General features: G+C 26.2%; 17 protein-coding genes and 10 tRNA genes. 5 read left to right on the top strand and 22 right to left on the bottom strand.

Features of this window, described 5'->3' with window-relative positions:
* Positions 1-11: 11 nt before the first annotated feature.
* Genes SCITRI_RS07440 through SCITRI_RS07450 form a run of 3 tightly spaced genes read right to left on the bottom strand, consistent with a single transcriptional unit; the run spans position 12 to position 3,279 of the window.
* Positions 12-365 (bottom strand): hypothetical protein, encoded by a 354-nt coding sequence (locus SCITRI_RS07440; RefSeq protein WP_071937826.1) that lies wholly within the window; start codon positions 363-365, stop codon positions 12-14.
* Positions 349-1,548: a tRNA uracil 4-sulfurtransferase ThiI gene (thiI, locus tag SCITRI_RS07445; protein WP_071938066.1), complete on the bottom strand. Its 1,200-nt coding sequence runs from the start codon at positions 1,546-1,548 to the stop codon at positions 349-351. Before thiI ends, SCITRI_RS07440 begins: the two co-directional genes overlap by 17 nt.
* A 15-nt stretch (positions 1,549-1,563) precedes the next feature.
* On the bottom strand, positions 1,564-3,279 hold the full coding sequence (locus tag SCITRI_RS07450) for a septation ring formation regulator EzrA (RefSeq protein WP_071937827.1): 1,716 nt from the start codon (positions 3,277-3,279) through the stop codon (positions 1,564-1,566).
* Positions 3,280-3,569: 290 nt separating this feature from the next.
* Here SCITRI_RS07450 and rpsD point away from each other — a divergent pair, with 290 nt between their 5' ends.
* Positions 3,570-4,184: a 30S ribosomal protein S4 gene (rpsD, locus tag SCITRI_RS07455; RefSeq protein WP_071937828.1), complete on the top strand. Its 615-nt coding sequence runs from the start codon at positions 3,570-3,572 to the stop codon at positions 4,182-4,184.
* Positions 4,185-4,231: 47 nt separating this feature from the next.
* Here the strand turns inward: rpsD and SCITRI_RS07460 are convergent, their stop codons facing one another.
* The 7 genes from SCITRI_RS07460 to SCITRI_RS07490 all read right to left on the bottom strand — a co-directional run bounded on the left by SCITRI_RS07460 (position 4,232) and on the right by SCITRI_RS07490 (position 8,227).
* Positions 4,232-4,753 carry a hypothetical protein gene (locus SCITRI_RS07460; RefSeq protein ID WP_237237899.1) on the bottom strand — a complete coding sequence of 174 codons (522 nt, stop codon included), beginning with the start codon at positions 4,751-4,753 and terminating at the stop codon, positions 4,232-4,234.
* Positions 4,754-5,383: 630 nt separating this feature from the next.
* Positions 5,384-5,749 (bottom strand): UPF0236 family transposase-like protein, encoded by a 366-nt coding sequence (locus tag SCITRI_RS07465; protein ID WP_071937829.1) that lies wholly within the window; start codon positions 5,747-5,749, stop codon positions 5,384-5,386.
* A 164-nt stretch (positions 5,750-5,913) separates the two neighbouring features.
* Positions 5,914-6,279, bottom strand: a complete 366-nt coding sequence (locus tag SCITRI_RS07470; protein ID WP_071937830.1) for a hypothetical protein — start codon at positions 6,277-6,279, stop codon at positions 5,914-5,916.
* 151 nt (positions 6,280-6,430) lie between these two features.
* On the bottom strand, positions 6,431-6,625 hold the full coding sequence (locus SCITRI_RS07475; protein ID WP_164024046.1) for a hypothetical protein: 195 nt from the start codon (positions 6,623-6,625) through the stop codon (positions 6,431-6,433).
* A 128-nt stretch (positions 6,626-6,753) separates the two neighbouring features.
* Positions 6,754-6,897 carry a hypothetical protein gene (locus tag SCITRI_RS10320; RefSeq protein WP_157092882.1) on the bottom strand — a complete coding sequence of 48 codons (144 nt, stop codon included), beginning with the start codon at positions 6,895-6,897 and terminating at the stop codon, positions 6,754-6,756.
* 152 nt (positions 6,898-7,049) lie between these two features.
* Entirely contained in the window at positions 7,050-7,484 is a 435-nt protein-coding gene (locus SCITRI_RS07480) for a DUF3627 domain-containing protein (protein WP_084566914.1), read from the bottom strand.
* Between the two features lie 500 nt (positions 7,485-7,984).
* Entirely contained in the window at positions 7,985-8,227 is a 243-nt protein-coding gene (locus SCITRI_RS07490) for a hypothetical protein (RefSeq protein ID WP_071937834.1), read from the bottom strand.
* Between the two features lie 64 nt (positions 8,228-8,291).
* Between SCITRI_RS07490 and SCITRI_RS11690 the strand changes: the two genes are divergently transcribed.
* The 4 genes from SCITRI_RS11690 (at position 8,292) to SCITRI_RS11705 (ending at position 9,355) form a co-directional block, all read left to right on the top strand.
* Positions 8,292-8,543 (top strand): hypothetical protein, encoded by a 252-nt coding sequence (locus SCITRI_RS11690; protein WP_237237900.1) that lies wholly within the window; start codon positions 8,292-8,294, stop codon positions 8,541-8,543.
* A gap of 68 nt (positions 8,544-8,611) precedes the next feature.
* Positions 8,612-8,896, top strand: a complete 285-nt coding sequence (locus tag SCITRI_RS11695; protein WP_237237901.1) for a hypothetical protein — start codon at positions 8,612-8,614, stop codon at positions 8,894-8,896.
* A gap of 35 nt (positions 8,897-8,931) precedes the next feature.
* On the top strand, positions 8,932-9,150 hold the full coding sequence (locus SCITRI_RS11700) for an amidohydrolase family protein (protein ID WP_237237902.1): 219 nt from the start codon (positions 8,932-8,934) through the stop codon (positions 9,148-9,150).
* 43 nt (positions 9,151-9,193) lie between these two features.
* On the top strand, positions 9,194-9,355 hold the full coding sequence (locus SCITRI_RS11705; RefSeq protein WP_237237903.1) for a sugar phosphate isomerase family: 162 nt from the start codon (positions 9,194-9,196) through the stop codon (positions 9,353-9,355).
* A 407-nt stretch (positions 9,356-9,762) separates the two neighbouring features.
* Here the strand turns inward: SCITRI_RS11705 and SCITRI_RS10325 are convergent, their stop codons facing one another.
* The 12 genes from SCITRI_RS10325 to SCITRI_RS07560 all read right to left on the bottom strand — a co-directional run bounded on the left by SCITRI_RS10325 (position 9,763) and on the right by SCITRI_RS07560 (position 11,937).
* Positions 9,763-10,029 carry a hypothetical protein gene (locus tag SCITRI_RS10325; protein ID WP_237237904.1) on the bottom strand — a complete coding sequence of 89 codons (267 nt, stop codon included), beginning with the start codon at positions 10,027-10,029 and terminating at the stop codon, positions 9,763-9,765.
* A gap of 134 nt (positions 10,030-10,163) precedes the next feature.
* Positions 10,164-10,856, bottom strand: a complete 693-nt coding sequence (locus SCITRI_RS07510; RefSeq protein ID WP_071937836.1) for a hypothetical protein — start codon at positions 10,854-10,856, stop codon at positions 10,164-10,166.
* 95 nt (positions 10,857-10,951) lie between these two features.
* Positions 10,952-11,027, bottom strand: a tRNA-Phe gene (locus SCITRI_RS07515).
* Between the two features lie 5 nt (positions 11,028-11,032).
* Positions 11,033-11,108: transfer RNA gene (locus tag SCITRI_RS07520), tRNA-Asp, on the bottom strand.
* Positions 11,109-11,110: 2 nt separating this feature from the next.
* A tRNA-Met gene (locus SCITRI_RS07525) sits at positions 11,111-11,185 on the bottom strand.
* A gap of 52 nt (positions 11,186-11,237) precedes the next feature.
* Positions 11,238-11,330: transfer RNA gene (locus SCITRI_RS07530), tRNA-Ser, on the bottom strand.
* A gap of 35 nt (positions 11,331-11,365) precedes the next feature.
* A tRNA-Ile gene (locus tag SCITRI_RS07535) sits at positions 11,366-11,442 on the bottom strand.
* A 1-nt stretch (position 11,443) separates the two neighbouring features.
* A tRNA-Met gene (locus SCITRI_RS07540) sits at positions 11,444-11,520 on the bottom strand.
* A 32-nt stretch (positions 11,521-11,552) separates the two neighbouring features.
* Positions 11,553-11,628: transfer RNA gene (locus SCITRI_RS07545), tRNA-Ala, on the bottom strand.
* 15 nt (positions 11,629-11,643) lie between these two features.
* Positions 11,644-11,720: transfer RNA gene (locus SCITRI_RS07550), tRNA-Pro, on the bottom strand.
* 23 nt (positions 11,721-11,743) lie between these two features.
* Positions 11,744-11,820 (bottom strand) — tRNA-Arg (locus SCITRI_RS07555).
* A 41-nt stretch (positions 11,821-11,861) separates the two neighbouring features.
* Positions 11,862-11,937: transfer RNA gene (locus tag SCITRI_RS07560), tRNA-Cys, on the bottom strand.
* Between the last annotated feature and the right edge of the window lie 32 nt (positions 11,938-11,969).

An 11,969-nucleotide genomic window follows, 5' to 3' on the forward strand; every position in this document is an offset into this window, starting at 1 on the left:
GTGACCTAATTTTATAATTTAATTGCAATAATAATAATAATAATAATAATAATTAAAAGTGCTAAGATCCCAAAAACTAAATAACGTCATAAACGGGCTTTTTTCTTTGGAACCATTTCTTTTAATAATTCTTTTTCTAAATCAATTGCATTTTCATTATAAAAAGAATTTTGTTCTTTGTTCATATTTATTACTTTAATATCTTCATCTTTAACATCACGAATAATTGAAAATTCTTCATCAATTAAAATTGTTTCTTCTAATAAATTTGTTCGTGATTGTTCTGCTTTTTGTAATTCAGATTCATTAACTAATTGTTTTGTTACTTCTTTCTTTTTTTGAAAAAAACTAGTTTTCTTCTTCATAAATCACGTCCTTACCAACGACATATGTTTTTATATTTTTTTTAATTATAACATCAATAATTTCTGCTCACATTAAATTTTTTTCTTGAAATTCTGCTTGTTTTATCCGCGGTTTTGTAACCGGATTCTTTGGAACAAATAAACTACAACAATCTTCAAATGGTAAAATTGATGTCTGATAAGTATCAATTTGTTTTGCAATATCAATGATTTCATTTTTATCAAAACATAATACTGGTCGCAAAATTGGCAATGTAGAAACAGCATTGATCGTATTAATACTTTCAATTGTTTGCGAAGCAACTTGCCCCAATGATTCTCCAGTAATAATTGCCTGACATTTTAATTCTTTGGCTAATAAATTAGCGATCCGATAAAACATTCGTCGCATAATAATAATTCGATAACTAGCATCAGGAATATGCATTAATTCATGTTGTAACATTGAAAAATTAACCACATACAAGCGCTGCTGATTTTGACCAGCATAATAATTTAATTTTTGAACTAAAGTTTTAACCTTTTGTAATGCTTCTTCAGTCGTATGTGGTGGTGGTGCAAAATGTAAATATTCAACATTCATTCCCCGTTTCATTGTTAAAAAAGACGCAACTGGTGAATCAATTCCCCCCGATAGCATTACTAATCCTTGACCAGATATTCCAACTGGTAAACCACCAATTGTTTTAATTTTATTAACAAAAAGATATGTAAATGTTCGTCGTACTTCAACATCAATTTGTAAAACTGGTTGATGAACATCAACCTTAACCTTTGTTTGTTGTAATACTTTTGGTGCTAATTGTTGTTTAATTTCTGTCGATGTAAGTGGAAAAGTCTTATCATTTCGGCGTACTTCTAATTTAAAAGTTGCTGGTTGATAATAATTTACAATATTAATTGCACAATTAGCAATTTCTGATAAATCACAACTAACCTTTTTGGCTAATGATAAAGATGATGAACCAAAAACATTTTTAACAATGTTAACAATTTCTATACTAACTGTTGCATCTAATAATTCAATAAATAAACGATCAAATTCTTTTTTAAGTTGATATTGATTTTCATAGGCTACTAATTTTGTTTTAATATTATTAACTAAAACTCTTGTAAAATTATTACGGTTTTTTCCTTTTGTTGTTAATTCCCCATAACGAATTAATATTACATCAAAATTCATTTTATACTCCATTTCCTATATTTTTCCTTGTTCTTCATTAATAATTTTTAACGCTAAAAATAATGAGCCATCATAATCGCCATCGCGATAAGCAATCTGAGCATTACGTAATTGGTCATCAACATCATCATTTGTTAAAATAAATTTTTGTGCATAAACTAATGTTTCTTGTGATAATAAATCTAATAAAATATTATTTTTAATTTTCTCAAACAATTTTAAAACTTCTGTTTTTAACCGATTTAGTTTACCTGTTACTTCATCAACTTCACTAGGATTATTAACATCAAATGATATTCGTTTAATTTTTTCTAATGATTGGCGATAATCACTAATTGCTTTTTCATATTTTGTTAATAATTTTTTATATTGTAATTGATTTAAGCGAACTTCAGCTTGTAATAAAACAACTTCTAATAAATGAATTGTTTTACGAATTTCAGTTTCTGCAAAATTACGTTTTTCAATAATCTTAACAACATTTTCTAATGCTTCTTGAGTAACAACAGCATTTTCTAATAAACGCACTAATTCTTGATTAAAATTAACATAGTCACGACCATTACGATTAATTTCTAATGCTAAGCGGTTAGTATCATGCGTTAAATCCTTTGTTTTTCCCATTGCTTCACGATAAATACCTTCTTCATGCGCCGTTAATGTTGATGAACTACGCAATGCTTCAATTTGTCGAGAAATCGCATTAAAACTTCGTTCAATTTTATTAATATAATCCATCACAACTTGATAATACTTTTTAAAACATGAAATAATTGCTTTTTGGTGCTCAATACTTTGATCAAAATCACTAATTTGATTAATAATCTCAATTGTTTTATTAGTTGCTTTTTTATATTGCAAGTTATCAATATATTTAGAAATTAAAATTTTAGTTTCATCAATATTTTGAGTTAATTCATCAAAACTATACTTTAATAAATCACGGCTACTTTCATCTTTATTAAAAAGAACATATTTATCTTTTAATAAAGAAAGCTTGTTTGGAACTACTTTCGTTAATAAAATTTTAATTTGTGGAATGTTATCTAAAATCTCAACAAAAATAGTTAACGAAGTAGTAATATTTGATAAAATTTGTTCTGTTTTAACAAAATCACCCGCTGTTAAATAATCCTCAAATTCATCAAACATACTTTCAATATTTCGTTCAAAATCACTAATCTTTTTAGAATCTAAGGATACATTCATTTGTAATTTTACGGCATCTTCTAATAATGAATTAAACATTTTCTTATGTGCTAAAATATAATCTCGTTGCAATAATTCAATTCGTAATTGACTGTTAATTTCATCTAATAATCGACGAGCTTCTTCTTCCAATAAAGTTAATTCTTTTAACAACGGAATAATTTTTTGTACTGATACTTTTGGCATTTTCTTTGATGCTGTTTTATTAATTTGATATAACTTACGAAATACTTCTAAACAACTTATTAATTTTTTTTCATAAATAATTTCATACTTTGTTCGTCATATAATCAAGTCTTTTGCATAGCAATTATTATAACGAGCAATTTCAGAAATCCGAAAAATTTTATGTTTTAATGGTAATCGTTTTAAAATATCAAATTTTTTTAAAACTTTAATTTCAATTGTTTTTAAATAACGCTTTTGTCCTCAGAACACTAGTGTTATTATTAGTAGTAATAGGCAAGTAAAAAATAAAATCAATAACGTTAATTTAACTGGATTATTAATAATATTCCCCATTTTGCCTAGCCTCCAATCATTACTATATATCAATTGAATTATAGCACTTGCAAAAGATATTACATTAAAAATTAGAAAAAAATATTGAATTATCCTTGATTTTATTATAAAATGTTTCTTAGACAACACAGAGAAGCAGCAGAATTGCATAGTAATGTTCTTAGTTTTTTATTAATTAGGATTTAATATTAAAGTAACCCTAGCTGTTAGGGCGAAGCAAAAAACTTCCTTTATTAGAGCAATTCAATGAATCTTTTTGTATGTCATAATGATATATAGGAGGTTTTTTAATGGCACGTTATCGTGGGAGTATATTTAAAAAAGCAAGAAGATATGGTTTTAGTATCTTAGAAAACGACAAAGAGTTTTCAAAAGGGAAAAAAAGAACAACACCACCTGGTCAACATGGACAACGTCGTTCAAAATTATCAAACTATGGATTACAATTACATGAAAAACAAAAAGTTTGTTATATGTATGGTTTAACAGAACGTCAATTCCGTAACACTTACAGTAAATCAAAAAAAATGAAAGGAATTGCCGGAACAAACTTCTTAATTATGTTAGAATCACGTTTAGATAACATTGTGCATCGTATGGGGCTATCACAAACAAGAGCAGGAGCTCGCCAATTGGTGAATCATGCTCATATTCTTGTTAATGGAAAAAAAGTTGATATTCCATCATACAATTGTAAACCTGGCGATGTAATTAGTGTAAAAGAAAGTTCACAAAAGAATGTTAAGATTTTAGAAAGTTTAGATAGTCAAGTTAGTACATTAGAATTTGTTAAATTTGATAAAACTAAAATGACAGGAACATATGTTCGTTTCCCTCTTCGTGAAGAACTAAATAGTAATATTAATGAAGCATTAATTGTTGAATGATACAACCGTTTAGTTTAAAAAAAATCTCAAAAGAGATGTTTTTTTATTTGTTAAAGTTTTACATATTATCTTGTTACTCCTAGTTTTTTCAATCTTTTATAAATTTGTTTATTTTTATCATTGCTTCACAAATCATATTTAGTATTAAAAGATTTTAGTAAAGCATAATCAAAATTAAGGTTTACTAGTTGTTTGATGCATTTAAAATAATCATTTTTAAGTGGCAAAATAATTTCTGTCACTTTTTGTTTTCAAGACTGTTTATAAACAATTCCACTATAAATATCATTTAATTCAGGAACAATATAATTATAGATTCCACCCACCCCACAGGTTTCACCAGAATTTTGGGCTGGATTTGGATATTCAACAATTTTAATATGTAAGACTAAATGTTCTAATAAATTACAATAGACTAAATGATCAGCTTTTTGATAATCAAATGGATTTTTCTTTGCATATGCTGGAGTTGACAACATAATTGCTTTATCTTCATCAATATGATGAATATATAAGCCTTCGTTTCCCCGCGTAATTCCACTTGTTTTTTTTGATACAATCATGATCAGAAAAGTAATCTTTTGCAACTGGACCATATTTTCTTAATAAATAATTAACGCATTCAGCATATTACTGTGATAATAATTGTTCAATTTCAGTCATTGAGCATACCCGCAATCTTAAAATTAAGAGCGTGTTTTAATTATTATTCAGTTAGTAAATAGTACTTAAATTATATCAAAAAAAGTTTTTATAAAAATCACTTTTAAAAATTATATAACCTAATATGGAGGATATTAATCACCCTAAAACAAATAACAAAATTTATAATTTTATAACATAATATTATCTTTTTTTATTTAATACACATACTTAAAATATCTGGCTGTATAAATTATTTAAGGGTATTTAATATATTTTAAGAAATTATGGAATAAATAATACACATAATTAACTTAAAGATAGCATGTTTAATTTTATTGTCAAAAAATAAAATTAATAAAGACGTAATTTTTGTTGTTCAGTTTTATTAAAATTATTATATAAAATAATATTATTTTCTGGTGGTTTTTCTGATTGTTTAAAATCCTTAATATTATTTCTTAATTTTATCGTATTATTAATATAATATTTGTCGTTTGTTGTTGCGTTTTTATAGTATTTGAAATTGTAATTAAACTAATTTTTGCTTGTTCTAAGGCATCTAAAATATCGCGTTATTTTTTATCATCACTTAAAAACAATAAAATTCTTTCTTTGACATCATTCCCCAGTCTTTGTCATTTTTTAATTCCTAAAAATTTATCTAAAATAAAAATATATTTTTCTTTCCCTGTTATTGGATTAATTTTATAATATCGTCGTCTGCGAAATGTTATTTTACTTTTTAAAGTAATTAATGTTTTTGTTCTTATTTCTTTTAATCGATAATGTTTAAATTTATCATATTTTTGATAATTTTGAAAAATAAGATCATCTCACTTTTCTAACCTATATGCAATTTCTCCAACAACATATCTATTCAAATCTTCATATGTTTTATTAAAAAAGTTTTCACCATTAATAATATTATTAATATCCATTTTAAAGTTGTTTCCTTTTCTGATTTAAAAATAAATCATCACACACATTAAAATAAACACCTAAAAAAAGCAAGTTATTTTTAACTTGTTTTTCCAATATTTAATTTTTTTAATATTATTTAATACAATTTTGATACTTTTTTGATAAAAAAAAATATTATATCTTAATTTAAAATAAAAAAACAATATTTTTTAATCTTGTTTGATTTTATATATATTTTTTTAATATTATCAAATACAATTTTGGTATTTAAACCTTTAAAATTAAAACTTATTTTATTTTCTTCTTTAATTTCTTTAATGGTGTTTGATGTAGCAAAAATATTTACAATAATATTGAAAAAATATTCTTTATTGTCTTTTAATTCTTTATAAATTTTATTAATTTTATTTTTACTTAAAAAATCAAAATTAATTTCTTTTTTTAATTTATCTTCTTCTCACAATGTGTTTATAAATTTAGCAGCTATATCAACAAATTCTTCATATTCTTTTTTTGATTCTTCTTTAAGAATTAATTTTTCTAGCATTTCTAAAAGAGCTAGCCCCTTAACTGATAATATATAACTTTGTTTATAAAGCTATATTTACTAATTAATCGATTAAATATATATAATGGTTTTTCTGTTGGGTGTCCCGTTAATTTTTTTCCGATTGAATAATTAAAAATTGTTTTTTACTTTAATAATCATTTTTATAATTCGGAATTCGATGTTTTTTAGAATAAATTATCATACAATATTCTTTATCTTGATAAATATGATTATTAGTTGGCATTGGATTTGTTTTGTTTCAAAGGATAAAATCATAAAGCATATCTTTTTTACGAACTCAATCTAAATAATCAATTTGTTGTCTATTCATTCAAATTAACATAAATTTAGTTTTTGAAATTCGATAAAACTCATCTAAATAAGTATTTATATCAAATGAATTATGCAAATTATTATCATAAATAGCATTAATATATTTATTTATGCTTTTGGTTATATTGCTTTTTTCATTTATTTGTTCGTTTTCTCTTTTTGATAAATTATATAAATAGAGCGGATATCAGTTAATATTAAATCAACACTATCGTTTTCTAATGTCTTTATAAATTCCAAAGCATCTCCATTCATTAATTTTCCTAAATTTGTTTTAAACATTTTTTAACCCTTTGCCTTTCACTTCACTTTAAAGGTGATCGCAGGCACTATACTATTGTGTTTTAAAATATACAGTGAGCTTTATATGTTATATCTATTTAATATATAATCTTAAAACTTTGTATATTATTTAAAACTTTTTTGGGAATATTTTAATTTAAACTTTTTAAGTCTTTAATTAATTGTTCTTCTTTTTCAACACTTAAATTTGCTAAATTATTTTTATTTGTTTTTAATTTTTTAGGTTCACTTGAAAATAAAGTTTCTTTCATATTAGTAGAGTAATTTTGTTTATATTGATTATATAAATTAATTAATTTCGTTCCAGTTAAACGCTTTCAAATATTACGCTTTAAATTTTCATCATATTTTACAATAAAATAAGAATTATCATAAATCAAGCGGATTGCTACTTGATTAGAATTTTTTTCACTCGGATAAATAAACTTATTACTCAATCAAAACCCAATATGACAATTATGATTAGGTAAATTTATAAAACTTGCTTTTTCTGTTACAAAAGGTATAAATTCCTTACTAATAAAACAATTTTCTATATTCTTATTTTTCTTAACAAAATTACTCAATTTTATCAAAATCTTTCCTTTTTTTTACTTTCTTCTATTGTTCTTTTAAATTTTTTAATTTGTGATATATGCTTTTTAACTTCATAAAATAAAATAATAAAAATAAATGTAAAAAAAGAAATAAAATATCGTATATTACTCTTTTATTTGAAATAAAACCGAAAATAATTAAAATAAAACTAATTAAAGATAAAAAATAGACAAAAGAATATAATAAATTATTAATAATAAACTGTTTTTTATTTTGTTTTTTCATTAGTTAAAATCTCCTAACTAAATATTTGTTTAATAAACATTGTTATATTTAATGTTTATCTATTGTTTATTTAATGTTTAATAAACATTGTTATTAACATTATTAAAAATATAAAATAGTAAAAATTGGCACACTTAAAAATACTATTAACAAGTTTAATAAAAGAAATATAAAATTAAAATTAATAAATCAAATAACATAACTAGTGTGCCATAGATGAGTTATTCATCTTGTTATATTAGAATTATTTAATTTTACTAAAAAAGATTTTTAAATACCCAGTTTTTCAATCAACCTCTATCCTTGAATTTTCCAAATTATTATAAAGTCAAATTTTTTCTTTGTTTATATACTTAATTTGATTTAATAAAACTTTCTGATTTTGACAAGTTCATAAAATTTTATTTGTTTCAAATTTTTCGGTGATAAATGATGATAATTTATAACAATTAATAACATCACATATTTTTTGTTGTTTAATTTTCATTTTTATAAATCAAATTTAATATTGACTATAATAAATATTCTGTTTTTCCGCGATGTTTAACTTTATGAACTCGCTTTGGCATTATCAAAATTATATGAAAAATTATAATAATGGTCCCCAAGCGCGACAAATTGGTGCTCATTTAGAAGGACCTTTCATTTCTCATAATTTTAAAGGTGCTCATGATGAAACATTATTGCAAGCACCAAATCTTCATCTTTTAGAAAAATGAATGAAAGTTTTAAATAATAACATTCGGATTGTTACATATGCACCCGAAGAAAAGAAAATGGTACTTTTACACAGTTTTTATTAGAACATCAAATTTTACCATCAATTGGCCAATCAAATGCGACATATGATTTAGTAGCAAAACGAGTAGCAATGGGAGTACACCATGTGACGCACTTGTATAATGCTATGAGTAAATATGATCATCATCAGCCAGGAGTTGTACCGGCAGCATTAAATTTTGATGAAATTTTATGTGAACTAATTAGTGATGGGATTCATATTGATCCAAATATTATTAATTTAACTTATAAAATTAAAGGAGCAAAAGGAATTTGTTTAGTTACTGATGCAATGCTTGCAAAAGGATTGCCTGATGGTGAATATCAGTTTGGACCATTGCCAGTTGTTAAAACCTGGACAGCAAGTTGTCATTAAAGGAACAACTACAATTGCGGGGTCAGTTGCAACATATGATTATTGTGTTCGTAATTTTCATCAGTTCATTACAAGATTTGGCATTAGTTGCTAGTACTAATATTGCCAAACAATTAGGAATTTATTCAACGACTGGCTCAATTGCGGTTGGTAAATTAGCAGATTTAGTTATGTTAGATGTTGATTTAAAAGTTTTAATGACTTTATGTGAAGGTGAGATTGCTTATTCACAGCATAATTTAACACAAAAATAAAGTTTTGTTTTAATAAATTATAAAACAATAGGAGGAATAAAAAATGAAATTAATTATTGTTGAAGATAAAAATGCAATTGGAAAAGTTGTTGGACAAATCTTTGTGAATTATGTGCAACAAAATCCAAAAGTTGTTTTTGGTTTAGCAGCTGGTTCATCACCAGAAACAACTTATCAATATATTATTGAAGATTATAAAAAATAAGACAGACTGAAGTAAAGTAACGACTTTTAACTTAGATGAATACATTGGTTTAGAACCAAACCACCCACAAAGTTATCGTTATTTCATGATGAAAAATTATTTAATCACTTAAATATTGGTTGCATAAAAAAAGTAGGGTATAAAAATATAAAGAAATTAAATAAGAATAATTAAACCATTTACTAAAATGGTTTTTTTATTTGAAAAAACCTAAAATAACTAATTGATTCAAAACAAGGACAGCATCTTTATATATTTATAATTTTTAAAATAATAAAAAGTTGTTTCCTTTCTGAAAAAAACCATATTAAATTAAGAAATTAGTAAATAACACACATACTAACTTAGTAAAGGTGTTGTCCTTGTTTTGTTTCACTTAGTTATATTAATAAATCAATCGTTAAATATTATATTGGAGAAATTAAAAATGGAAAAAAATCAATATTATGATTAAATGCAGTAAATGGATATACCGTTAAAATTTTCGTTAAAGTCTCATCACTACCAGTAATCATTGCTTGACAATATTTGGTAATTCCTTCTTGCGGCACTACTTGAGCAAATTTTTGAAAACTAGCAATTGTTCCTTTTTCAATATCTTTCCCATACCCACCATGAACATGACAGTCAATAAAACCAGGCATAATAATTGCTTGTTGCAAATCATAACCCACTTGGTCAGTTTGACCAGCTGTAATTTTAGCAATTTTATCATCTTTAATTTCAATTCAACCATTTGAAATTATTTGTTCTTCACAAACTATTTTTGCATTTTTTAAAATAATTTTGTTTCTCTCATCTTTCTATCTTAAAACTTAAAATTTATTGGTAGTTTTTTAAGATCAAAGGTAACTTTCTTATGCCCCAAGCAACGGTAAAGCAATGCTAAAATTAACATATGATTATTTTCCCGAACCAAGTAAGTTTGCTTTCCAACCGTAATTTTGACCCCAATATCAATAAATTCAACATTTGAAATATCTGTTAAATTAAACTGTACTACTTTCTTGTTATTATTCTTATCTAACCCATCAATAATAAACCGCTTATTAGTAATTAATAAAACACCCTTACAAAAAAAAATGATATCTTTATGTGTTGTAAAAAGATGAATATTAACAGCATTATTTTTAAAATGACACTTTTCCTTCGGCTGTAAATCAAATGCCACTGGCAAAACTTTTAAAGGTCGTCATAATGTAAAATTAACCTCTTCAACATTATAAATAAACTCTTGTTCACGACCAGTTAAAACTAAATTTAGTTTCCGTTGATATTTATAAAATCGGTGAATAAAATCTTGAGTATAAGCAAAATTTTTTAAAATTCAACGTTTAAAAATTCAATATTTAAAATTACGGAAATTCTCAGTTCCCATCTTTTTTTGATAACGGTCTAAAACAAAGCGCGGTTTATATTTAAAATTATATTCATTTAACGTAAACTTTCACTCTTCACGTTTTAAATAAAAGGTTATATCTTTTGTTAATCTTGAAAACATTACCATCACCTTTATTAATTATATAACAAAATTAAAAAACTCTAAATTAATCATAGATTAATTTAGAGTCTAGGGTTATTTTTAACTAAATTCAATGGTGGTTCAGGACAGAATTGAACTGCCGACACTTTGAGCTTCAATCAAATGCTCTACCAACTGAGCTACTGAACCACGATTGGCGGTCTTGACGGGACTTGAACCCGCGATCTCCTCTGTGACAGAGAGGCATGATAACCACTTCACTACAAGACCATTGGTTGCGGGGGCAGGACTTGAACCTGCGACCTTTGGGTTATGAGCCCAACGAGCTACCACTGCTCCACCCCACAATTTTAATACTATCACAACTTAACTTTTAATTGCAAGTTTTTTTCTGAAAAATGGCGGAAGATGAGGGATTCGAACCCCCGCGCGGCTTTCACCGCCTGTCGGTTTTCAAGACCGATCCCTTCAACCAGACTTGGGTAATCTTCCAAAAATGCTTGTAAAGCAACTAAATAAATAATAAATGGTGGACCCTACTGGACTTGAACCAGTGACCATCCGGTTATGAGCCGGATGCTCTAACCAACTGAGCTAAGGGTCCATGGTAGCGAGAAAGAGACTTGAACTCTTGACCTCCCGGGTATGAGCCGAGCGCTCTAACCAGCTGAGCTATCCCGCCATATCAAGTTTAATTGCTTTATTAATTATTAATGGTGGACCCGAACGGGATCGAACCGTCGACCCCCTGCGTGCAAGGCAGGTGCTCTCCCAGCTGAGCTACGGGCCCAAAATAGTATAAAAATGGTCGGAAAGACAGGATTCGAACCTGCGACCCCTCGGTCCCAAACCGAGTGCTCTACCAAGCTAAGCTACTTTCCGAAAAAAAATAACATTTAAATAAATGGCGCGCCCAGAAGGATTCGAACCCTCAACCTTTTGATCCGTAGTCAAACGATCTATCCAATTGATCTATGGGCGCATAAGAAATAAAACAATATTTAAATGTTGAGTAGATTTAAATGGAGGCACTAGTCGGATTCGAACCGACGATCGGGGAGTTGCAGTCCCATGCCTTAGCCACCTTGGCTATAGTGCCATAAAATCTAAACCCCTACTATATTATCATAT

The organism is Spiroplasma citri, from assembly GCF_001886855.1.
GTDB classification, from domain to species: Bacteria; Bacillota_I; Bacilli_A; order Mycoplasmatales; family Mycoplasmataceae; genus Spiroplasma; species Spiroplasma citri.